Genomic DNA, 22,148 nt, shown 5'->3' with positions numbered 1-22,148 from the left:
GGCGATGGCCGAAATCATATAAAAAACCCCTCTGGCCATAAAAGGGCAGAAGGGTTGTGTGTTAGTCGGCATTATTCATCCCTCTGTCCCAGTCCGTTATTGGATCAAGGCAGAATCCAAGTTATTATTTTTTGTACTGCTTCGAATCATGGTGCAGTTCGCTCTGATACTGCCCACATTCGAACTAATTATAGCAAAGTACAAAAAGAAATTACTACATTTTTTTGAAAAAATAATTTTTTATTTCCATTACGGTATGTGAAATTTAATTAGATAGTGTATATGCTATATAGTTTTTACAGAGAATTCAGTCCTAAAAAATAAGTGGGTGCGTTTCCCATACATACCTTACAACTCCAAGTTAACTTCTTTTGTAATCCATTTAAATGCGAAAAATTGATTTAAAGATACTGATATTTTATTTGACTGTATAGTATAAGCCTAAAACTAATGATGCAAGTTAATTGAAGAAAAGCACTTAGAAAAGGAGAATTGCGAATGTCTATGAACAAGTGGTTATTTCCATTACTCGGTTTGTTTGTAATGATTGTGAGTGTGATAACTTTAGACTCCATCAACGTAGTTGCCTCAGCTAACGTCGTAACACAACCTATTGAGTCAACGAAAGTGATTGAAGTCGAACTGAACGATGATTACTTTAATCCGAATGTCATCACTATTCCAATTGAAGAAACAACAACATTGTTATTAAAAAATAAAGGTAAGAACGAGCACACCTTTACAGTGAAAAAACTCGGAATTGACGTCGTAGTTGAGTCAGGAAAAGAAAAAAACATTACCATAAAACCTAAAAATACTGGTACATATGAATTAATATGTAGATACCATCTCCTTAAAGGAATGGAAGGAAAAGTAATAATCAAATAATAAGCAGCGCTAATCGAACGTTACTCTACATACAACTTAAGTTGTAAAAAGTATATTGTCACATTACAAAGCCTACTCAAAAATATTGAAATAAAAAAGAAGTTCCAAAAAAGGAACTTCTTTTACTTCATTTCGATATCCGCAGAATGAATATGATGTATTTTCCCTTCATGGTCCTCCAGAAGCAATACACCCTCTTCTGTAATCCCTTTTGCTAGCCCCGTAATCGTCTGTCTCATCGTTCGGGCAGTAATTTCTTTCCCGATGCTCACAGCGTAACTTTCCCAAAGAATTTTAATTACAGAGAAACCATTTTGTAAATACTCTTCATATAATTTTTCTAGTTGTAAAAAGATTTGTTGCATAAGTTCCGCACGAACAATCGGCTTACCTGATTCAATCGCTAAAGAAGTGGCAATTTGCTGAATTTCCTCATCAAAATGTTCTTGTTTTTGATTCGCATTAATACCAATTCCCATAATGACAGCATTGATTTTATCAGGATCCGCTTGCATTTCTGTTAATATACCTACAGCCTTTTTACCTTGAATTAAAATATCATTCGGCCATTTAATCCCTACATTTACACCTGTGCATTTTTCAATTGCTTGTGCAACGCTAACAGCCGCTAGCAGAGTGAGCTGCGGGGCATGATGAACCGGGATCGATGGACGCAAAATAATACTCATCCAAATTCCTGTTCCTTTTGGCGAATGCCACTTTCTACTTAAACGGCCTCTACCTGCAGTTTGCTCTTCCGCAACGACAATTGTTCCCTCTTCTACTCCTTCATAAGCAAGTTTTGCTGCAATATGCTGAGTAGATTCAACTGATTCTTCAAAATAAACCGTTCTACCGATACGCTCTGTTTGTAATCCTAACTGAATTTCATTAGCAGTTACTTTGTCTGGCTTACCCGCAATGCGGTAACCTAATCGACGCACAGCTTCAAGTTCATATCCCTCATTCCGAAGGTCCTCCATATGTTTCCACACAGCGGTTCTTGAACAACCAAGTTTATCACTAATCGTTTGGCCAGATACAAACTCTCCATCCGCTTCAGAAAAAACTTGCAACAACTGCTTTCTTATAGTAGATTGCATCTTTGCAGCCACTCCCTTATACTCTCTTTCTCATTAACTACATTTCCTTGTACGATCGCTTCTTCGATTTTTTGAAGCATTTCAGCAACCCACGGACCAGGCTTTTTATTCGCCCAGTTTAATAGATCATTCCCACTCACATTCATTTCTTGACGACCCTTGATTGGCAATGCATGAAACATTGATTGTACTCGTTTAACAGATGTAGGGTTATAGTTTTCAATCATCGCTTCATATACTCTCTCTGTCATTTCAGCGATATGAATACCCGTTTTATAAAGAAGGACTGTATCCCAATCCCTCTCCTTTCTCGTACGAATTGTTAATAAAACTGCGATAATATCTTTTATTTTTTTATTCGAAAACTTCCATTGACGTAAAAATACAGATGGATGCTCTTCTCCGATACAATATAAGAAAAATGCCCATGCCTCAATGTCTGTTTCAAAAGAGTCCCATTTATACTGCGTAGCTTTTAACAGTCTCTCTTCTGACATTTGTAAATAGGGCAAATGAGAAAATAGCTTCGTCTCTACTAATTCTTTGAGGCCCTTCACACAATAGGTACCAGTTAACAGTTTCTCAAACTCTACTGTGATGCGCTCAATTGCTATATGTTCTAGCAAATGTCCATACGTTTCAATCGCTTGCTTCGTTTTCTTTTCTAAAGAAAACCCTAACGTACTTACAAACCGAATGCCACGCATCATTCTTAGTGCGTCTTCTTGAAAACGATTCGCTGCATTTCCAACTGTCACAATTTCTCTCTTTTGAATCGCTTCCTGCCCAGCAAATAAATCCACCATTTCGCCTTCTTCTGTCATGGCAATCGCATTCATTGTGAAATCACGACGTTTTAAATCCTCTTCTAATGAACGAACAAATTGAACACTACTAGGTCTTCGAAAATCTTCATATTCGCTTTCTGTTCGAAAAGTGGTTACCTCATAAGGTTCACCATTTTCTACAACAATTACAGTTCCATGCTCAAGACCAACAGGAACATGTCTTGGGAATATATCCATTACTTCTTCTGGTAAAGCAGATGTCGCAATATCAATATCTCCAATCGGCCTATCGATAATAAGATCTCGTACGCTCCCACCAACAAAATAAGCCTCATGTCCTTGTTGTTTTAATATCTCAATAATAGAACTAGCTTTTTTAAATCTTTCCATTTTTGTCATCCCTTAGTATGTCATAGTAAATTGCTTCATATTGTGAGACGATTTTTTCTGAGCGGAACTGCTCATAAACACTTTCTCTTGCTCGCTCTCCCATATTACGGTGAAGCTCTTCATTCTTTAATAGCTGAATGGCTTGATTGGCCACACCTGTTGTATCGCCAACTTCACATAAATATCCTGTTTCACCATGTTGAATGACTTCTGGAATACCTCCAACCCTTGTTCCGATACAAGGTACACCACACGCCATCGCTTCTAATAAAACAAGACCAAAACTTTCCTTCTCTGATAGAAGCAACATTAAATCACTCATCGCAAGTAGTTCTGCAACATTATCTTGCTTCCCTAGGAATAAAACGCGATCTTCAATATGTAAATTCTTCACTATCTGTAAAATTGTACAAAATTCTGGTCCGTCTCCAACAAGAAGCAATTTCGCATCAACTTCTTTAGCAACTTTAGCAAATGCCTGAACAACATCCTGCACACGTTTCACTTTACGGAAATTTGAAATGTGAATAAGTACCTTTTCACTCTCACTTATACCGTATTCTTTCTTTAATTGAGACATATTACGCTTGAAATATACACGTTCGTCTATAAAGTTATATACCGTTTGAATGTCTTTATTTGGTTTTACAAGCTCATGCGTTTCGTCAATTAATGAATGCGAGACAGCAGTAACAACATCAGACTGCTCAATACCAAAACGAATTAAATTATTTAACGAAGGGTCGGAACCTAACACAGTAATATCTGTTCCATGCAAGGTTGTAACAATTTTAATACGCTCTCCAATCATTTGTTTCGCTAAATAAGCACAAATTGCATGTGGTATTGCGTAATGCACATGTAAAATATCAAGACTTTCTCTTTGTGCAACCTCTGCCATTTTACTCGCTAACGCTAAATCATATGGTGGATATTGAAATACAGAGTATTGATTCACCGTCACTTCATGAAAATAAATGTTTGGATACACTTTATTTAATCGAAATGGTAAACCCGATGTAATAAAATGAATTTCATGCCCGCGTTCCGCCAATTGCTTTCCTAATTCTGTTCCAACAACTCCAGAACCACCTACAGAAGGATAACATGTAATACCTATTTTTAATTTCATTTACATCCCCCTATTAAATCAGCATGTAATAAAACCGGTTTCTTACTCATAAATCCTTCGGCATACAAGACTCCAACTTCTTTCCCAAACATCTTCTCACGAGCGACCACAGTTTCAACGTAACCCTCTGTTAACGGCGTCTTAACACCATCACTCCCTGTTGAAAACTGACTTTCATACGCTTCTAATGCTTCCACTTTTTGCGATAGGTACTCACTAATATCTATACAAAAATTCGGTTTATGAAAACCATTAATCATATAATTATAAAAAGACTCCACACGATGTGGTGGAAGTTCTGGCATATATTTACGGATTCCTGCTGAAAAAATTGCCTCTTCCACAAGCTTTGCACAATTTGCATGATCTGGATGACGATCTTCATAATATGGTGCAAAAACGAGTTTTGGTTTATATGTACGGATTACCTTTACAATTTCACGTATAAACTCTTCTTTCATATACAAGCCACGATCTGGCATCGCTAAATTCAGTCTCGTTTTTACTCCCATTATACGAGCTGCGATCTTTGCTTCTTCTTTTCTCAACTCTATCGTTCCATTTGAAGAAAGGTCAGCTTCTGTTAAATCACAAATACCTACTTCAAACCCTTGCTTCGTATATTTTGCAATGGTACCCGCCATGCCGATTTCAACATCATCGGCATGAGCACCAAACGCTAATATATGTAATCCACTCATAATTGTTCCCCTCATTTTCTTAACTTGCGATAATCTAAATCCCCTCGTTCTAATGCGTGCATTAACATTTCAGCACTTGCCATGTTCGTTGCAAGTGGAATCGCATATACATCACATAAACGAAGTAATGCATTTACATCTGGTTCATGCGGCTGAGCAGTTAGTGGATCTCGGAAAAAAATCACCATATCCATATCGTTTTTTGCAATCATGGCACCGATTTCTTGATCGCCACCAAGAGGACCCGACTGATATCTTGTTACATCTAAGCCAGTTGCCTCCATAATGCGAAGTCCTGTCGTTCCTGTTGCAAACAATTCATGTTTTTCAAAAATTGGTTTATATGCGTACGCAAACGAAACCATGTCATTTTTCTTTTTGTCATGTGCGATTAAGGCAATTTTCATCCGTTGTCTCCCCTTTAGTCGATAATGTTTTCTAAACCGTACACAAGATGATCAATGTTCATTACTGTTTCAATTGATAGTTTTACACCTGACATAAATGATGCACGATTGAATGAATCATGGCGAACCGTTAACATTTGTCCATCCCCGCCGAACATTACTTCTTGGTGTGCAATAAGTCCCGGTAAACGTACACTATGAATGTGAATACCGTCTACATTTGCACCACGAGCACCTTCTATTTGCTCTACTTCGTTTGGATGACCTTGCTGCTTTGATTCACGATTTTGACGAATTAATTCTACTGTTTTGACAGCTGTACCAGATGGTGCATCTAATTTTTGATCATGGTGTAATTCAATTACTTCAACATCTTGGAAGTACTTCGCTGCCATTTGTGAAAATTTCATCATAAGAACTGCACCAATTGCAAAGTTTGGAGCGATAATTGTTCCTACTTTATTATCTTTTGCATTTTCTGTTAATTGCTTTAGTTCTTCTTCCGTAAATCCAGTTGTACCAATAACAGATCGAAGTCCACGTTCAACTGCAAGTGTCACATGTTTCTTTCCAACTTCTGGTGTTGTTAAATCTAATAATACATCTGCTTCCACTTCATCTAAACAAGTATGTAAATCTGCGTAAATCGGTGTATCTAACATCGGCATACCAGGTAAGTCTGAAATCTTTTCTCCACCATGCTTATAGTCTACTGCTGCTACTAAATTGAAATGTTCTGTTCTTTCCATAAGAAGGACTGCTTCATGTCCCATACGTCCTCTTGGTCCAGCGATAATTACTTTAATTTCTTTCATTATTCTTTCTCTCCCTCATCAATGCGTGTCCAGCGATCTTTATCACGTGTATTAAATTTTTCCATTACAATGTTATGCGCTGTTTCTAAATCAATATTTAAACTATTTGCCATACAAATCATAACAAACAATACATCTCCAAGCTCTTCTTCAATACTACGTTCTGTTTCAGTTGTTTTCTTCGGTTTCTCACCGTAGTAATGGTTTACTTCCCTCGCAAGCTCTCCCATTTCTTCCGTTAAACGAGCCATCATTGCAAGCGGACTGAAATAACCTTCTTTAAACTGACCAATATATGCATCTACTTCTTTCTGCATATCTTTCATCGTTTTTGCTTCCATACTAATCACCTCTAATCCTTCCTCTTTCATGTTAGCCAATTCATCGCGATTTGACAAATATTATTCCCCGCCAAACACCTATTTGCGACCCTTTTTTGGATAGACTATAATGAAGTGAAACTTTCTTTTGCGGTTTTGGCAAAAGATCAGCTAAAATCAATTGTTTTTTTATAGCCTTCACTATTTTTATTAACAACTAGAAATTACTTATCATTATGTTTTACCGTTTCAGCGGAGCAATGCAATCTACATAATTAGGGGGATTTCTATATGACATCGAGTTTGAAGATTCGAAATATCATTTTCATTTTAATCGGTTCCGCTATTTTTTCTTTCGGTATTGTGAATATCAATATTGAAAATCACCTTGCAGAAGGTGGATTTACCGGTATTACACTATTATTGTATTTTCTATTTAAGTTTGACCCTTCTTATTCAAACTTAATTTTAAATATCCCTATATTTTTTATTGGTTGGAAGTTACTTGGAAGAACGACATTTATCTATACACTAATCGGCACATTCAGCGTATCTTTATTTCTATGGATTTTTCAGCGTTACGACGTTCTTAACTTACATTTAAACTTACAAAATGATATGACACTCGCGGCTTTATTCGCCGGGGCATTTATCGGTATCGGTCTTGGCATAATATTTAAATATGGGGGGACTACTGGCGGTGTAGATATTATCGCAAGACTCGCTCATAAATATGTTGGCTGGAGTATGGGGAAAACAATGTTTATGTTTGATGCTATCGTCATTATCGTCTCTATTCTTACCTATTTATCATACCGCGAAGGCATGTATACGTTAGTTGCTGTTTTTATCGGAGCGAAAGTCATTGACTTTATGCAAGAAGGAGCCTATGCGGCAAAAGGAGCAACTATTATCTCAGATAAAAACGATGAAATTGCTGCCCAAATTTTATCTGACATGGAGCGCGGAGCAACCTTTTTAAAAGCTGTTGGATCGTATACGAAAGTGGAACGGAACGTATTGTATTGCGTTGTCGCTAAAAATGAAATCGTGAAATTAAAAAATATTATTACTTCTGTAGATCCTCATGCCTTTGTTGCTGTAAGTGACGTACATGATGTAGTTGGTGAAGGTTTTACATTAGATGAAAATAAAAATCCGTTACATAATTAAATTCAACTAGAAAAGCTCTTTAGCTTTTCTAGTTTTTTATTACATATCTTTTAAGCTTCTCCCAATCCTCATAAATAAGCTTCAACAAACTCCGATTATAAAAAATAGAAGCTGGATGAAAGGTCGGAAAAATAGAATATTCTTTTTCTGTCCATACAAATTCTGTACAGCAACTACCTTTCAATTGTTGCACGGGTTGTTTTAACAATTCTCCATGAACATCTGTAATTTTATGATTTTTACCGACTAAACGCTGTAATGCAATATTACCAAGCGTAACGATAACAGGAGGGTCTATATGTTCCAACTCATAATCTAATAAAGGTGCATGAGCAAGTATTTCTCCTTGATTTGGTGTTCTATTATACTTTTTCTGTATTTTTTCGCCATTTCGTTCTTTTTTCTCTCTCCATTTATATGGCCTACTCCGGACCGCACTCGTAATATATACTTCTTCCCTTGTAACATGAATACGTTCTAAAAACTCCATTAAATGTTTTCCAGCTCTACCGCTAAACGGAATCCCATTATGAATTTCTGTTTCACCAGGTGCTTCACCAACGAGCATAATTTTTGGGTTTCCAGGGCCTTGTCCACTTAGAAAACCTTCTAGCTGATACGAAGCACTGCGCTCTTTCACTTGCTTTACTATATAGTCTGGATATTCCATTATCTCCCCCCTCATCGTATGCTACTTAATGATGATTTCCCTACAATATTTCTTTCATTTTATCCTGTCCATTTATTATAGATAATAAAAAAAGACTATCAAAATTGATAGTCTTTAGTCGTCGCTACGCTGCATACCAGTATATATTAATACAAGACGTAATAATTCAAATACAGCTACAGCTGCAGCTGCTACATATGTTAATGCTGCCGCATTTAATACTTTACGAGCTTGACCGTACTCATCTGTCGATACGATACCAAGTGCTTCAATTTGTTGCATTGCGCGTTTTGATGCATCAAACTCAACTGGTAATGTAACAAGTTGAAAAACAACACCTGCTGCCATCAAAATAATTCCTAGCAACAATAAACCAGACATTTGTGCAAACACACCAATTAAGACGAAAACCCAAGACATATTCGAGCCAAAATTAGCAACTGGCACTAATGAATGACGAACACGCATGAAATTATAATCTTTTGCATCTTGAATCGCATGCCCTACTTCGTGTGCTGCTACTGCTGTACCAGCAACTGAATGGCCATAATAGTTATCTGTTGATAATCGAACTGTTTTGGCAGTTGGATCATAATGGTCTGATAAATGACCTGGCGTTTCTTCTACAGCTACGTTGTATAATCCGTTTTCATCTAAAATTTTCCGAGCCACTTCTGCTCCTGTCATACCTGATGTTGAATAAACTTGTGAATACTTGCTATAGGCACTACGTACTTTTGACTGTGCATACAACGGTATGATCAAAATGATCGCGAAGTAAATTAAATAAAACATCATGAACCTCCATTGAAGTTTTAATTATAGTACTTCTCATTCTATTTTTTTCTGCCACCATTGTCAATGAATAAACCTTACAATCCGTATCTTTATTTATCCCGCTATTTGTAGACAGTTAGACTCCCACCTCAAAATTCTGCTGGAGCAAAGAAGTTAGGCGGTATATCCACTGCCCGTAAACGCCCGATTGATGAGGGCTAATAATCAATGAGGGATGAACCTCCCCACTGATTAAAGTTTCACTTTATCGCATTATCTATTTTTAGAATGTACATTACTTTTTCTTTTCTCTCGCTCGCCTTTATACTTTCTCCATCCAACATAAGTTAATGTGAATAAAATAAGTCCTCCAGTAATTGTCATAAACCAAATGAGAGAGGGGGCAATTTCATCTTTTTTTACTGTGTGAAATATCTTTTGCAAATCTCCTTTAATGATTCCTAATTGCATTTGCCCACCTTTCGTTTTTAACATAACGTTACGAAATTCATCCAAATAAGATAAATGAGCATTTACACGTTGCACCTCGTTTTCTGGCAAAGCAATCATTAGGCTTGGGTAAATAATATTAAATTCATTTAAGAATGTATTTAACGTTTGCTGAAACTGTCCAGTATCTTCTTTTTTCATCGCTTTTTCCATTTGAGAAAAAGCATCCATTACTTTCCCTTCTCTTTCCATCCAAAGCGGTTGATATTTCGATACTTGCGCATCAACAGCAAGTTGTAATGCTATCACATTATCAATTTTAACTTGCTTACCTAAATCTTCTTCCGAGAGAGATTGTTTCGCTTTGTCGTAAGCTAAAGAAATGACTCTAATTTGATCTGGTGTTACTTCTTGCTTCTTTTCATTCCCCTTCACTAAAAACTGCTCCGAGAAATATTGTAATACTTGTACTGCTTTTTCATCTTCATTACGCTTCACTAACTGTAACGAGTCGTCTAGCAACCCCGTTAGTTCACTCCACTCTTCAGCATATATACGTAACGGAAACATTATAATTAGAAATGCTATCAATCCAATTAATGTTCTCTTCATCCCGGTCCCCCCTATAACTACTAGTACAAAATATGTGGAATTGGACAAGAATAGAACAGAACTGTCCCGAAAAATATATTATCGTTTTACAAACAAAAAAATTCTCTTTAAGCAGAGAATTTTTCCTTTGAAATCCTTTTCTTTTTTACGAAATATCTATACAAGCTGTAACAAAGTATACTACCACCTAAAATGAATAATAAAATAGCACACGCCGCATGCATAAAAAATTCTTCTGGTAGCATTAAAATAATCGGATCCGATTCAATATCAAACATCCAATAATCGTTACTGAATAACAGCTTATGGAATAATACAAAACTCTTTTCAAAATTAATAGCGATTGGCAACACCAGTGCTATCGGAAATATAATTGTTACAATCGATCCATGCAGTAAAAATTTTTCGTTTTTTCTTTTTAATAAATAAACGCCGCCTATCACTACAATCATAATTGTCGCATACATCACATATTGAATCTTTACTATAATATTTTTAACATCTACAAAATGAATACGACCATTTGTAGACATATCTAATGTCGGTAAATGTAATACTCCGTCATAAAACGGAGATAAATATGTAATTAGCACATCATAATTTCTCTTAATTTCATCTTTTGTCATATCCGCTAAATCTGGAATGTTTAAAAAATCAATTTCAAAATAATACAGCCATTTTCCATATACAACTGCCATTGTTGCAAGTGCAAAAATAGAAAATGCTATGCTATATGAAACAACTAACGTAATCAATCGATCCAATATTTTTCCACTCTTACTTCTTTTCATTTTCTCCCCCTAAATGTTCACACCATCATAAAGAAAACTGTTTTCGGCGCTCACGTAAGCAATAATAGTATGTGATGCACAGTACGACAATACTTAACCAAAATGTAAAATAACCAATTTTCTCTACAAACAAATGCATAATTCCGTATCTCGGCATTTGCCAAAATAAATAATCAATTGCGTCATTATGTAATGTCCATATACCTGCTACTACAAAATGCCATTTTTTTATACGGTAAAACGGAGCATATAACACTCCCTGCACTGCCATTGCAAAATGCGATAGCATTAACATATACCCCATCAAGCCAATAGGACCTTTTACATAAATCATAACCACATTTACAACAACAGCCCATATACCATATTTTATTAAAGTTACAATTGCCAGCGCCTCTATTAATCCCCAGTTTCGCTTTACCAAGAAAGCAATTAAAACAAAGACAAAAAAGAGAGTCGCCATAGGACTATCTGGTACAAACGGCCAAAATATAGGTGACGTTTCTTTTAATTGATTTCCATACCATATAAATCCGTAAATTGTACCTAGTATGTTAACAATCAATAAAAATAATAATACTGAGCGTTGTCTTAACATTGCATACAAGTAAACCAAGCTGTATGTCCAACACCTTTCATTCTTTCCTCAAACTCTACTCTATTATATAGTAAACTTTCTGTCATCAAAATAAAAAGCTGACCACAAAATTTGTAGTCAGCTTTTCTATTATTTTTTATTATACTTTGCAACGAATTCCGAAAGCTTTTTCAGTTCTTCATCCGTACCTTTAAATACACCTTTAGGCATAGAACCTTTTCCATCTTTCGCAATTTTAGCGATTTCTTCAGGTTTTAAAGTTAAGTTCTGCAAAGCTGGTGCTGCCGCCCCGCCTTGTAAATTATCACCATGACACGTTAAACAAGTATTTTTTTGCATTAACTTGTAGCCGTCATCATTTTTATCAACTGGTGCTGTTTTTACAATTGCGCCTTGTTTCTTTGCAGCTTCCCAGTCGTGGTGTGCTACAGATTCCCAAGTTAAAAAGATAATCGATGCAATTGCTAAAAGCATAAATCCAGTGGCTACAGGACGCTTCAACGGGCGTCTTTCTGGACCTCGATCGAGAAATGGAGCTAACAGTAATGCTCCAAACGCAATCCCTGGCATAATAAACGCTCCAATTACAGTAAATGAACCAGAAGCATAAGAATACTTTAGTAACTGATACAAAAATAAGAAATACCAATCTGGAAGTGGTATATATCCGGCATCTGTCGGATCCGCCATTCTCTCAAGCGGTGACGGATGTGCCACTGTTAAACATAAATAACCGATTAAAAAAACTGCACCAACCATCCATTCTTTTAACAAGAAGTTCGGCCAAAATGCTTCTGTTTTTCCTGGGTATTCAGAATAATCTTTTGGAATATTTGGTTTCCGAGCTACTGGTACTCGAGAATCTCCTACAAATTTCATTCCTTTGCCGCGATGCATAATCTCCCTCCTTTAGTTCTTTCCCCTTTAATTTAGCAATCTCTTATAGTGGACCGGAAATACCTTGTTTGCGAATCATGATGAAGTGGAAGGCCATTAAACCTAGAAGTGCTGCTGGTAAGAAGAAGACATGAATAGCAAAGAAGCGAGTTAATGTTTGAGCGCCAACAATTTCGGAATGACCAGCGAGTAATGTTTTAATATAAGGACCAATGAGCGGCGTTTGCTCTGCGATTTGAATCCCTACTTTCGTAGCAAATAACGCTTTCATATCCCACGGTAATAAATATCCGGTAAAACCAAGACCTAACATAACAAAGAAAATAAGAACACCAACAATCCAGTTTAACTCACGAGGTTTTTTATACGCACCTTGGAAGAAAACTCTGAGTGTATGTAAAAACATCATTACAATTACGAGACTAGCACCCCAGTGGTGCATACCACGAACAATTTGCCCGTACGCAACTTCATTTTGTAAATAGTAAACAGATTCCCACGCATTTTTAATATCAGGCACATAATACATCGTCAAAAACATTCCAGATAAAATTTGAATTACAGTAACGAAAAAGGTAAGTCCTCCAAAGCAATAAACGAATGCAGAAAAGTGATGTGCCGGGTTTACATGTTCAGGTACTTCATGATCAGCGATATCGCGCCATATCGGTGTAATATCTAAACGTTCATCTACCCAATCATAAATTTTATTTAGCATCTACTTTGCACCCCCTTTTGGCTTCGCTTTTCCTAAATACAGCGTTCCATCTTTCACTTTAGACTCGTACACATCAAGCGGAGCAAGTGGCGGTGTGCCTTTAATGTTCATACCATCTTTTGTATAACGTCCTCCGTGACACGGGCAAAAGAATTGATTCGGATGTGCTTTGTCCGAATTCCAGTTCACTGTACACCCTAAATGTTTACACACTGGAGAAAATGCAACGATGTCTCCGCTTTCATCTTTATGCACCCAAGCAGATTTTGGCTCTTCAGACTTGTACCATCCGTCAACCTGTTTCACCTTAAAGTCGAAACGCTTCGGCTCTGTTGTAATATCCTTTACTTGCGCAACAGCAACCATATCTGTTCCCGCTTCTTTTCTTAACACCGGATCAAGCGCAAATCGCGTCATCGGCATTAAAATACCCGCTGCCATAAAGCCTCCTACTCCTGTAAGTGTGTAATTTAAAAACTGTCTTCTTGACACACGATGTTCTTTCTCGCTCACGAAAATTTCCCCCCTCTATCAGAAATTGTCCCCTCGTGAAAAATAATATAAAAAATAAATACTAGGACACTATCATGATATAATACCCTCATGCACAGGTCAATATCATACTACTCATAATAATAAGAACTTTCTGTTTATTGCTATTTTCCCCATTTTTCTTCTAACATTACCATTATATTTTTTATATGAGCGTGGATGACTTCTCTCTTCGCTTGATCACTAAATTGTTCTAACGCTAATGAGGGTAACCAAAATAAATCCCCCTGTAACTCTTGCATATCTTCTTTCCATGAAAAATCACTTGTAACATAAGCAATATGTTTAAAGCCTTGACTTTGTAAATGATCTGTCCATTCTTGCAAACGAGCTTTTTCATTCTTTTGACTTTCTACTAAATACGTAAATGCAGGTAGTAAAAGCACTCTTCCTTTATATTCTCTTTCCAACTCCATACTCAACAATTCAATAAATTCACCTTGTTCTACTACCGTTTTCATTTCTTTTGCTGCTGAAATTGACAAAAGAGGTATTACCCCTGTATCTACATACTCCCTTGCTTGCTCAAACTGTTCCACGTCTTTTACAATCCATTTCACATTTCTTCCCTCCCTCCAACTAAAATGACAGAACTTTCACTTTATATATATTAAACCATACTAAAAGGGGTAAAAAAAGAAAAACTACCCAAGATAGGTAGTTTTTCTTAAAAAATTCCGAAATTTGTAAAAATTTAATAATTCGAATAAATCCTATAAAGTCTTTAACTCCGCCGTTAACCTATGAAACGTTTCCTTATCTTGCTTATCCAACGCTTCATCAATTTGTTTCAAAAGACGTTCTCTTCTAAATGAAAATACACTCTCTTCTAAAAATCTCTCTGCAAGTAAACGATCTTTTTCATTTACTTCAATATGCTTTGGTAAATATGGATTGTCTTCTAATACAGCTACATAGTTTGCGTTTTGGAACGATGATTTAAAGTTGAGTTGAATATAAATATCCTCATCTCGATTTAAACGAATATCATGAAACGATTTTTCAGCATCTGTTGTCATAACATTTTGTTTAAAAAAGTGAAACGGTGTGTCTTTCACGCAATTTGCTGACATCACTAAGCCACGCGGACAATATTTTGCATGCTCTACGAAGTGGACTTTATGCATTAATTGGTCGTGACTCATTAAATAATTCAAAATCCATACACATTCACGCTGTTTCAGTTGGTAATTATTCAAAAACCATTTCACAAAATCCTTCTTCTCGTTTACAGAAACAGGGGTATTCATAGCAATTAAGTCCCTCCTCTGTCTTTCTCTTTTCTTTTTAGATTCAAGAAGCGGCATTCAGTTTCCTTCCAACTTATGAAAAATCCTCTAAATTATATAACAACTCTTCAATATGAATTTGTGTCGGGTCTAGTTGTAATAACTGAGTAAACACTTCTTTGGCCTCTTTTCGCATTCCTTCTTCCAATAAGAAATAACCGTACTCTTCCAAGAAGTCTGGATGATTCTTAAAAGAAGTATATGCACTTTCATAGTGCTTTAATGCATCCGAATACATTTCTAATTGTTTTTTTGCAAACGCAAGATCCCAAAGTAGTTGTGTATCTGGCTCTCCGCTATCAATAGCACGCTCTACAACTGTGATTAACTCTTCATACTTTTCTTGTCCTTTTAAAATATATGCATATTTTAATATTGCACCTAAATGTCCTGGATCTAACTCAAGCGCTTTTTGAAGCACTTCCTCTGCCTCTGCTACTTTTCCTAATTTAGCTGCAATGCTCGCTAATTCTACATAAAACGGAACAGCAAGCTCATCTACTTTAATTCCTTCTTGAAGTGTTTCATAGCTTTCTTGCAGCATTCCTTCTTTTTCATAGCTTTTCGCTAAATACATGTATAGTGATGCGTACTCAGGATCTAATTCTTTTAGTTCTTGCCAAGCACCAATTGCTCTTTGATATTCTTCTCCTTGATATAATGTGAAAGCATATCCAAATAAGGAGTGAATATCTTTTTGCTCCTCTAAGCCTGCTTCATAGTAAGAGATCGCTTCTTCCCAGTTTCCAATTGCACTTAACGTTTCTGCGAGACGAAGTGCAATGACAACCCCCCCCATTACTTTATGTTCCGCTAATAGCGACTCGTAATAAGTAATTGCCTTTTGTTCTTCACCTTTACTACTATATAATTCTGCTAATCCAAACGTAATAACAGGTTCGTCAGGCATCAATTCTTTCGCCTTTAATAGTTTTTGCTCTGCTACATCATCAAAACCTTGCATTTGGAATAAATCTGCAACAAGCAATAACGATTGAACATATAAATCATCATTTTCTGGAATATCATGAAGTACTTCAATCGCTTCATCTTCTTTATCTAAATCAATATATAATTCTGCTAAAAATACCGTAAATTCACTCTCTTCCGGATATAGCAAGCGTAAATCTTCTGTTATTACTAGCGCCTCATCCGTAAACCCAAGTGTATGATAGTAGCGAGCGATATCATACTTCTCTTCATCATTCGCAACTTGTAATTGTTCTTTTAATAATTGTAATCCTTTTTCCGCTTCACCATTTTCAATATATGACACAGCTTGTTCAAACTTTTGCATAAACGTCTCCTTTAATTCTAAAAAATATTCTCTTCTGTTCATTTATCCCGCTATTAACGGGCAGTAAGACCCCCACCTCAAAATTCAGCTAAGGCAAAGAAGTTAGTTTGGGGATCAACTGCCCGTAAAAGCCCGATTGGTTCAACTAATAATTAGCGGGGGATAAACATCCCCCCACTGATTAAAGTTTCACTTTATCATAAGCAACGCACTGTTATAACGCAACCTTTAGAATGAGCATGCTCCTTCTTGTACTTTTTCTTATAGCGTAGCTACTTGTTCAAAAAGTTCGGATGTGACACCGATCCCTCACTACTTTCTATTGTACCGTTTTCTTTCATGACCGTGCAAATAACTTCCCTTATTAATTATGAAGCAACACCAACCAAGCTTTTAGGAGCTGTTCATGCGGGATAAAAAAGACTCCTATAAAAGGAGCCTTCACAATTTCTTAAGAATAGGTTTCTTCTTTCTTAACTTGCTCATTTACAAGCTCTTTCAGTAATTCTATAATTTCATCATTTTCTTCTTTCAATCCGACGGTAATACGAATGCCATCATGTATTCCAAATGCAGCACCAGAACGAACAATATATCCTTTCTTCATTAATCGTTCGAAAGCTTCATTACCAGAAATACCAAGTTTTAAGAAAATGAAATTTGTTTGAGACGGATAATAGAATACGTTATATTCCTTACAAAATGCATAGTATTGATTTAACCCTTCAGCATTTTTTTGCACACAGTCTTGTAAAAATGTTTGATCTTCTAATGCAGCTATTGCTACAGCTTGGGCTACAGTCGATGTATTGAACGGTAACCTTGCTACTTCCAACTGCCCGATTAACTTCGCATCACCAATCGCATATCCAATTCGAAAAGCAGCTAAGCCATATGCTTTTGAAAATGTACGTAATACCATAAGATTTTCATATTTTTCAAGAAGTGGCAATGTTTGCGGATAGTCTTTTGCTTCCGCATATTCATAATATGCTTCATCCATAATAACGAGCGCTGACTTAGGTACTGATTCTAAAAATGAAAGTAATTTTTGTTTCTCTACATATGTACCTGTCGGGTTATTCGGATTACAAATCCACACAATCTTCGTTTTATCATCTACTTGTTGTAACATTGCATCTAAATCGTGAATGCCATCTTTAAGTGATACTTCACGAACTTCTGCCCCTTCAATAACAGCATGGTGATGGTATTGCGAGAATGTAGGATTCGCCATTACAACATTTGTTCCTTCATGTAGTAAGGCACGGCTAATCATTTGAATAACTTCATCTAACCCACTACCAAATAACAGTTGTTCCGCTTTTACACCTAAATGATCAGCTACTTTTGTCCGAAGTTCAAAAGCATATCCATCTGGATAAAGAGCGTATTGACTCACTAATGATGTTAACGCTTCTGTCACATTTGTAGAACAACCGAATGGATTTTCGTTCGATGCTAATTTCACAATTTTTGATAATCCATATTCTCTTTTTACTTCTTCAATATTTTTCCCAGGTACATATGCTCTCAAAGTTAACAATCGCTCTTTCACTCTCATTTTTCTTCCCCCAGTCATTTTATTGAATTCGATTACAGTAAGGGATTATAATCCCTTACTGTAATCTTTTATCATAACCGTCACTATTACGAAAACACCTCTAAATAAGCACTTCATAACTGTTCCCTATATTTTTAAGCCATATCCTTTTGAAATGCTTCTAACGCAATATGAACAGTCTCATCAGGAATAGATACGACGTTCACCACCCCATATTCCTGCATAAGTACCATATGAATTGTTCCAGCATTTGCTTTCTTATCTTGTTTCATCAGTTGAACGAGGCGCTCTACATTCAAATCGCTTGGCATTTTTGGATAGCCGTATTGCAAGAACCACTGCTTTATCTCTTCATAAGCAAGATCAACTTTATACACTTGCTCACTTAAAAATAAAGCAAATAACATCCCAACTGCTACTCCATCACCGTGAGTAATATTTCCATATCCAATCTCTTTTTCAAGAGCATGCCCTAGCGTATGTCCAAAGTTCAAATGAGCACGTACACCTTTTTCTGTTTCATCTTGCGATACAATATTTGCTTTTACAGGAATCGCCTTCATTAATATGTGAATTAACTTCTCATCACGAAGATCCGCAAATGTTTGCACTTCTTCTTTTAACCAATGATACAGTTCAACATCACCAATCAAAGCATGTTTTATCACTTCTGCAAAACCTGAACGCCATTCTTTTTCAGGAAGAGAGTATAAAAATGGTGTATGATATACAACCGCTTCTGGCTGATGGAATGCACCAATCATATTCTTCCCTAACGGATGGTTAATTGCTACTTTCCCGCCTACTGCACTATCGTGAGCTAATAAAGTCGTTGGAACTTGGACAAAGCGAATGCCACGCATAAACGACGCAGCAACAAAACCAGCCAAATCTCCAATCATTCCGCCTCCAAGTGCGATAATTAAAGAATTTCTATCTAATTTATTTTCAAGAGCTGACGTATGAGCCGCATAGAAATTTTCAAAAGACTTCTCTTTTTCACCACTCGGTACAACGAATGAAAATACTTCTTGCTCTACTTGCAATGCATTCACAACTGTCTGTAAATGTAAAGATGCAACAACTTCATCTGAAATGATCATTACGTTAGATACAACTGGCTGCATATTTTGAACAAATGTTGTCAAATGTAATAATGCCTCTTTCCCAACATGTACATCATATTCTTTTGATTTCGTTTGAATATGTATGTTTTCCATTAAAATCCCCTCGCATATTCATTATGTTTCTCCATATTTTCACGAATAAGATCCATACGATCTAATCCAAATTGTTCTATTAAAGCAGTCGCTAATTCCCAAGCCACAACAGCTTCTGCAACGACACTAGCTGCTGGTACAGCACAACTATCTGAACGTTCAATGCTTGCTGTAAAAGGTTCTTTCGTATCAATATCCACACTTTGAAGAGGTTTATATAGTGTAGGTATCGGTTTCATCACACCGCGCACAACAATTGGCATTCCAGTCGTCATACCGCCTTCTAATCCACCTGCATGATTCGTTCTTCGTGTATATCCACGTGCTTCATTCCACAGAATTTCATCATGAACTTCACTTCCGGGTCTATGCGCTGCTTCAAAACCAATTCCAATCTCAACACCTTTAAAGGCATTAATGCTCATAATCGCGGCTGCTAATTTCGCATCCAGTTTTCGATCATAATGCACATAACTTCCTACTCCAATTGGCATTCCTTCCACAATTACTTCAACGATGCCACCGATTGAATCACCATTTGCTTTCGCATCATCAATTGCTTTTATCATTTGGTTGCCAGCTTCTTCATCTAAACAACGTACAGGTGATGCTTCTGTAATACTTTTTAATTCTTCAATTGAACGATACGTAATCTCCTTAGCTTGTACACCGCCAATTTCAATTACATGGCCTGCCACTGTAATACCAAGTTCCGCTAACACTTTTTTAGCAACCGCACCAGCAGCAACACGCACTGTCGTTTCGCGTGCTGAAGAACGTTCAAGTACATTTCTCATATCTCTATGACCATATTTAATCGCACCATTTAAATCAGCATGTCCAGGTCTTGGTTTTGTTACTTTCCTCTTCATTTCTTTTTCTTCTTGTTCCGTTAACGACTCTGCACCCATAATTTTTGTCCAGTGTGCAAAATCACGATTTTCAACAACAAGTGCAATTGGAGAACCTAATGTCTCTCCATGTCTAACACCACTTGCAATTTGCACTTGATCTGTTTCAATTTGCATGCGTCTACCACGCCCATATCCCTTTTGCCTTCTAGCTAACTCTTCATTTATATCATCCGCTACTAAAGGCAGTCCTGCTGGAATACCTTCTATAATCGTTGTAAGTTGTGGACCATGAGATTCACCAGCTGTAATATATCGCATACGTTATTCCTCTTTTCGTATATGTATTTATCTCGCTATATTAAGCAATGATATTATCTTTCATTACTCTAAAAATATGAAAGAAATTATATGATTGATCAGCCATTCGCTTATTCTCCGATAGGCCTTTTACTTTACATATCAATATATCATAACCGCTCTAACTTCGTAACTAATCCAAATAAAAAAAGTGCAAGAAGAATACCCCTATTCTTCTTGCACTTTTTACTATTATCACAGTGATTAAAGCGTTTACAAATTATTTCAAAATAATTAGTAAATCCATTCATTCATTAATTTTGAGTAGTCTACCAATTCTTCTTCTTTAAAGAAAATAGCAATCTCGCGCTCTGCGCTTTCTAAAGAATCAGAACCGTGGATAATGTTTTTCGCAACAGTTACACCGAAATCTCCACGAATTGTTCCAGGAGCCGCTTCATGTGGTCTTGTTTTACCCATCATATTACGAGCTGTATCTACTACACCTTCACCTTGCCATACCATTGCAAATACAGGTCCAGATGTAATAAAGTCTACTAATTCACCAAAGAAAGGTTTTTCCTTATGCTCACCGTAGTGTTGTCCAGCAATTTCCGGAGTGACTTGCATTAATTTTGCACCAACTAATTGAAAGCCCTTTTTCTCAAAACGAGCTACAATTTCCCCAATGAAGGCACGTTGTACACCGTCTGGTTTTACCATTAGAAATGTTTTTTCCATAAAAAATCTCTCCACTTCTGAATTATGTATGTAATTGTATATCCCCACACACATATTAACACCCTTATCACAATTGTGCAATAGTTTTGAAATAGAGAGATTATTTTATTTTTTAGAATAAACACTAAAATTTTCGTTTTCCAATATACTTTGCAACATTTTGTAATGCATACTTTGCTTGCCCACGTGGGAGTGGTTTTATTATTTCCAATGCTTTATGTAAATAACGTTCGCTAAACGCAAATGCTTGATCAATAGCTGTACTATTTTTTACAGCATCAATAATTTCTTTCATTTCACTTGCTGTTGTATTTTCATGTACAGAAGTGATTTTCTTGCGGAGTATTGGATCTTCCATCGCATATAAAGCAGGCAGCGTAATATTTCCTTGTAGTAAGTCACCACCAGCAGGTTTTCCAAGTTTCTCTTCTGTTGAAACGAAATCTAAAATGTCATCAATAATTTGATAAGACATTCCTACGAAATACCCATACCAAAACAAACGATTTACCATATCGCGATTAGCACCAGCAGCAATCGCCCCTAGCTGACAACTCGCAGCAATTAATAATGCTGTTTTTCGCTTTATCCTTCTTAAATACGTTCGTAAATTTTGGTCATAGTTATATTTATCTTTAATTTGTTCAATTTCACCTTTACATACTTCTAAAATTGTATGCGACAGTGCCTGATGCGCCTCTGGAATTTCGATATTTGTTACACATTCAAGAGACTTAGCAAACAGATAGTCTCCTGTATACATTGCAATACGATCTCCCCATTTCGCATTCACAGTCGCACTACCGCGTCGTAAAAACGCTGCATCAATAACGTCATCGTGAACGAGAGAAGCCATATGAATAAGTTCCAACGCAACAGCGACGTGCTTAATTGCGTCTAACTTATAATCCCCGAATTTCCCTGCAAGCAACACGAATACAGGACGAATTCGCTTCCCACCAGCTTCAATGAGTTGTAATGCCGCCTCTTCTACTAATGGCTGTTCAGAAGCAACTGTCTTTTTTAATTCTTTTTCTATTACATTAATATCCGATCGTAAAAAAGAGTACATAAGTTGTAACTTCATATTGTTCACCTTAACCT

General features: G+C 36.4%; 25 protein-coding genes. 2 read left to right on the top strand and 23 right to left on the bottom strand.

Going from position 1 to position 22,148, the window contains the following annotated elements; translation table 11 throughout:
• Positions 1–498: 498 nt before the first annotated feature.
• Positions 499–888 (top strand): cupredoxin domain-containing protein, encoded by a 390-nt coding sequence (locus tag JDS81_RS05005; RefSeq protein ID WP_052943515.1) that lies wholly within the window; start codon positions 499–501, stop codon positions 886–888.
• 122 nt (positions 889–1,010) lie between these two features.
• Here the strand turns inward: JDS81_RS05005 and JDS81_RS05000 are convergent, their stop codons facing one another.
• The 7 genes from JDS81_RS05000 to JDS81_RS04970 are packed head-to-tail and all read right to left on the bottom strand — an operon-like array spanning position 1,011 to position 6,565.
• Positions 1,011–1,991 carry a biotin--[acetyl-CoA-carboxylase] ligase gene (locus JDS81_RS05000; RefSeq protein WP_001192037.1) on the bottom strand — a complete coding sequence of 327 codons (981 nt, stop codon included), beginning with the start codon at positions 1,989–1,991 and terminating at the stop codon, positions 1,011–1,013.
• A complete protein-coding gene (locus tag JDS81_RS04995) occupies positions 1,976–3,169 on the bottom strand; it encodes a CCA tRNA nucleotidyltransferase (protein WP_097954490.1) in 1,194 nt (397 codons plus the stop codon). The genes JDS81_RS05000 and JDS81_RS04995 overlap by 16 nt, the downstream gene beginning before the upstream one ends.
• A complete protein-coding gene (bshA, locus tag JDS81_RS04990) occupies positions 3,156–4,301 on the bottom strand; it encodes an N-acetyl-alpha-D-glucosaminyl L-malate synthase BshA (protein ID WP_000768312.1) in 1,146 nt (381 codons plus the stop codon). Before bshA ends, JDS81_RS04995 begins: the two co-directional genes overlap by 14 nt.
• Positions 4,298–5,002, bottom strand: a complete 705-nt coding sequence (gene bshB1, locus JDS81_RS04985) for a bacillithiol biosynthesis deacetylase BshB1 (RefSeq protein WP_097954489.1) — start codon at positions 5,000–5,002, stop codon at positions 4,298–4,300. Before bshB1 ends, bshA begins: the two co-directional genes overlap by 4 nt.
• Before the next feature lie 11 nt (positions 5,003–5,013).
• Positions 5,014–5,409 carry a methylglyoxal synthase gene (locus tag JDS81_RS04980; RefSeq protein WP_000684758.1) on the bottom strand — a complete coding sequence of 132 codons (396 nt, stop codon included), beginning with the start codon at positions 5,407–5,409 and terminating at the stop codon, positions 5,014–5,016.
• Positions 5,410–5,423: 14 nt separating this feature from the next.
• The gene (gene dapB / locus JDS81_RS04975; RefSeq protein WP_097954488.1) at positions 5,424–6,224 is read right to left on the bottom strand and encodes a dihydrodipicolinate reductase; all 801 of its coding nucleotides are present in this window, start codon (positions 6,222–6,224) and stop codon (positions 5,424–5,426) included.
• Positions 6,224–6,565, bottom strand: coding sequence for a nucleotide pyrophosphohydrolase (locus JDS81_RS04970; RefSeq protein WP_044810165.1), 342 nt, complete (start codon positions 6,563–6,565; stop codon positions 6,224–6,226). Before JDS81_RS04970 ends, dapB begins: the two co-directional genes overlap by 1 nt.
• A 270-nt stretch (positions 6,566–6,835) precedes the next feature.
• Here JDS81_RS04970 and JDS81_RS04965 point away from each other — a divergent pair, with 270 nt between their 5' ends.
• Entirely contained in the window at positions 6,836–7,717 is an 882-nt protein-coding gene (locus tag JDS81_RS04965; RefSeq protein WP_000204285.1) for a YitT family protein, read from the top strand.
• Between the two features lie 28 nt (positions 7,718–7,745).
• Here JDS81_RS04965 and JDS81_RS04960 read toward each other — a convergent pair whose 3' ends face one another.
• From JDS81_RS04960 to hepT, 16 genes are all read right to left on the bottom strand, one after another.
• On the bottom strand, positions 7,746–8,387 hold the full coding sequence (locus JDS81_RS04960) for a uracil-DNA glycosylase (RefSeq protein WP_098055121.1): 642 nt from the start codon (positions 8,385–8,387) through the stop codon (positions 7,746–7,748).
• A 114-nt stretch (positions 8,388–8,501) separates the two neighbouring features.
• Positions 8,502–9,182 carry a zinc metallopeptidase gene (locus JDS81_RS04955; RefSeq protein WP_000499539.1) on the bottom strand — a complete coding sequence of 227 codons (681 nt, stop codon included), beginning with the start codon at positions 9,180–9,182 and terminating at the stop codon, positions 8,502–8,504.
• Positions 9,183–9,437: 255 nt separating this feature from the next.
• Positions 9,438–10,226, bottom strand: a complete 789-nt coding sequence (gene ypjB / locus JDS81_RS04950) for a sporulation protein YpjB (RefSeq protein WP_000831603.1) — start codon at positions 10,224–10,226, stop codon at positions 9,438–9,440.
• Positions 10,227–10,333: 107 nt separating this feature from the next.
• On the bottom strand, positions 10,334–11,017 hold the full coding sequence (lit, locus tag JDS81_RS04945; RefSeq protein ID WP_097954486.1) for a lipoprotein intramolecular transacylase Lit: 684 nt from the start codon (positions 11,015–11,017) through the stop codon (positions 10,334–10,336).
• Positions 11,018–11,042: 25 nt separating this feature from the next.
• Positions 11,043–11,633, bottom strand: coding sequence for a lipoprotein heptaprenylglyceryl N-acetyltransferase LhaT (lhaT, locus tag JDS81_RS04940; protein WP_000262817.1), 591 nt, complete (start codon positions 11,631–11,633; stop codon positions 11,043–11,045).
• 111 nt (positions 11,634–11,744) lie between these two features.
• A complete protein-coding gene (gene qcrC, locus JDS81_RS04935) occupies positions 11,745–12,512 on the bottom strand; it encodes a menaquinol-cytochrome c reductase cytochrome b/c subunit (protein WP_000554601.1) in 768 nt (255 codons plus the stop codon).
• Between the two features lie 43 nt (positions 12,513–12,555).
• Positions 12,556–13,230, bottom strand: coding sequence for a menaquinol-cytochrome c reductase cytochrome b subunit (gene qcrB, locus JDS81_RS04930; protein ID WP_000932700.1), 675 nt, complete (start codon positions 13,228–13,230; stop codon positions 12,556–12,558).
• Positions 13,231–13,743 (bottom strand): menaquinol-cytochrome c reductase iron-sulfur subunit, encoded by a 513-nt coding sequence (gene qcrA, locus JDS81_RS04925; RefSeq protein WP_001290419.1) that lies wholly within the window; start codon positions 13,741–13,743, stop codon positions 13,231–13,233. It lies immediately after the preceding gene.
• A gap of 143 nt (positions 13,744–13,886) precedes the next feature.
• On the bottom strand, positions 13,887–14,342 hold the full coding sequence (locus tag JDS81_RS04920) for a YpiF family protein (protein WP_000871316.1): 456 nt from the start codon (positions 14,340–14,342) through the stop codon (positions 13,887–13,889).
• A 153-nt stretch (positions 14,343–14,495) separates the two neighbouring features.
• Positions 14,496–15,032, bottom strand: coding sequence for a ReoY family proteolytic degradation factor (locus JDS81_RS04915; protein ID WP_097954485.1), 537 nt, complete (start codon positions 15,030–15,032; stop codon positions 14,496–14,498).
• 73 nt (positions 15,033–15,105) lie between these two features.
• The gene (locus tag JDS81_RS04910; protein WP_001168690.1) at positions 15,106–16,368 is read right to left on the bottom strand and encodes a tetratricopeptide repeat protein; all 1,263 of its coding nucleotides are present in this window, start codon (positions 16,366–16,368) and stop codon (positions 15,106–15,108) included.
• Positions 16,369–16,819: 451 nt separating this feature from the next.
• Positions 16,820–17,932, bottom strand: coding sequence for a histidinol-phosphate transaminase (hisC, locus tag JDS81_RS04905; RefSeq protein WP_097954484.1), 1,113 nt, complete (start codon positions 17,930–17,932; stop codon positions 16,820–16,822).
• 134 nt (positions 17,933–18,066) lie between these two features.
• Positions 18,067–19,152 carry a 3-dehydroquinate synthase gene (gene aroB, locus JDS81_RS04900; RefSeq protein ID WP_097954483.1) on the bottom strand — a complete coding sequence of 362 codons (1,086 nt, stop codon included), beginning with the start codon at positions 19,150–19,152 and terminating at the stop codon, positions 18,067–18,069.
• A complete protein-coding gene (gene aroC, locus JDS81_RS04895; protein ID WP_001269353.1) occupies positions 19,152–20,324 on the bottom strand; it encodes a chorismate synthase in 1,173 nt (390 codons plus the stop codon). The genes aroB and aroC overlap by 1 nt, the downstream gene beginning before the upstream one ends.
• Before the next feature lie 273 nt (positions 20,325–20,597).
• On the bottom strand, positions 20,598–21,044 hold the full coding sequence (ndk, locus tag JDS81_RS04890; RefSeq protein WP_000415890.1) for a nucleoside-diphosphate kinase: 447 nt from the start codon (positions 21,042–21,044) through the stop codon (positions 20,598–20,600).
• A 124-nt stretch (positions 21,045–21,168) separates the two neighbouring features.
• Entirely contained in the window at positions 21,169–22,131 is a 963-nt protein-coding gene (gene hepT, locus JDS81_RS04885) for a heptaprenyl diphosphate synthase component II (protein ID WP_000776088.1), read from the bottom strand.
• Positions 22,132–22,148 lie beyond the last annotated feature (17 nt).

The sequence above is a fragment of the Bacillus cereus group sp. N31 genome (assembly GCF_016483245.1).
GTDB classification, from domain to species: domain Bacteria; phylum Bacillota; class Bacilli; order Bacillales; family Bacillaceae_G; genus Bacillus_A; species Bacillus_A toyonensis.
This window is presented reverse-complemented; position numbering and strand designations above follow the sequence as displayed.

Coding starts and splice junctions, on each gene's coding strand:
- aroB (WP_097954483.1), bottom strand. CDS start 19,152: ATGGAAAACATACATATTCAAACGAAATCAAAAGAATATGATGTACAT.
- ypjB (WP_000831603.1), bottom strand. CDS start 10,226: ATGAAGAGAACATTAATTGGATTGATAGCATTTCTAATTATAATGTTT.
- aroC (WP_001269353.1), bottom strand. CDS start 20,324: ATGCGATATATTACAGCTGGTGAATCTCATGGTCCACAACTTACAACG.
- JDS81_RS04955 (WP_000499539.1), bottom strand. CDS start 9,182: ATGTTTTATTTAATTTACTTCGCGATCATTTTGATCATACCGTTGTAT.
- JDS81_RS04970 (WP_044810165.1), bottom strand. CDS start 6,565: ATGGAAGCAAAAACGATGAAAGATATGCAGAAAGAAGTAGATGCATAT.
- hepT (WP_000776088.1), bottom strand. CDS start 22,131: ATGAAGTTACAACTTATGTACTCTTTTTTACGATCGGATATTAATGTA.
- bshB1 (WP_097954489.1), bottom strand. CDS start 5,002: ATGAGTGGATTACATATATTAGCGTTTGGTGCTCATGCCGATGATGTT.
- JDS81_RS05000 (WP_001192037.1), bottom strand. CDS start 1,991: ATGCAATCTACTATAAGAAAGCAGTTGTTGCAAGTTTTTTCTGAAGCG.
- JDS81_RS04915 (WP_097954485.1), bottom strand. CDS start 15,032: ATGAATACCCCTGTTTCTGTAAACGAGAAGAAGGATTTTGTGAAATGG.
- dapB (WP_097954488.1), bottom strand. CDS start 6,224: ATGAAAGAAATTAAAGTAATTATCGCTGGACCAAGAGGACGTATGGGA.
- JDS81_RS05005 (WP_052943515.1), top strand. CDS start 499: ATGTCTATGAACAAGTGGTTATTTCCATTACTCGGTTTGTTTGTAATG.
- qcrC (WP_000554601.1), bottom strand. CDS start 12,512: ATGCATCGCGGCAAAGGAATGAAATTTGTAGGAGATTCTCGAGTACCA.
- JDS81_RS04995 (WP_097954490.1), bottom strand. CDS start 3,169: ATGGAAAGATTTAAAAAAGCTAGTTCTATTATTGAGATATTAAAACAA.
- JDS81_RS04980 (WP_000684758.1), bottom strand. CDS start 5,409: ATGAAAATTGCCTTAATCGCACATGACAAAAAGAAAAATGACATGGTT.
- hisC (WP_097954484.1), bottom strand. CDS start 17,932: ATGAGAGTGAAAGAGCGATTGTTAACTTTGAGAGCATATGTACCTGGG.
- qcrB (WP_000932700.1), bottom strand. CDS start 13,230: ATGCTAAATAAAATTTATGATTGGGTAGATGAACGTTTAGATATTACA.
- JDS81_RS04960 (WP_098055121.1), bottom strand. CDS start 8,387: ATGGAATATCCAGACTATATAGTAAAGCAAGTGAAAGAGCGCAGTGCT.
- bshA (WP_000768312.1), bottom strand. CDS start 4,301: ATGAAATTAAAAATAGGTATTACATGTTATCCTTCTGTAGGTGGTTCT.
- lit (WP_097954486.1), bottom strand. CDS start 11,017: ATGAAAAGAAGTAAGAGTGGAAAAATATTGGATCGATTGATTACGTTA.
- JDS81_RS04965 (WP_000204285.1), top strand. CDS start 6,836: ATGACATCGAGTTTGAAGATTCGAAATATCATTTTCATTTTAATCGGT.
- JDS81_RS04910 (WP_001168690.1), bottom strand. CDS start 16,368: ATGCAAAAGTTTGAACAAGCTGTGTCATATATTGAAAATGGTGAAGCG.
- ndk (WP_000415890.1), bottom strand. CDS start 21,044: ATGGAAAAAACATTTCTAATGGTAAAACCAGACGGTGTACAACGTGCC.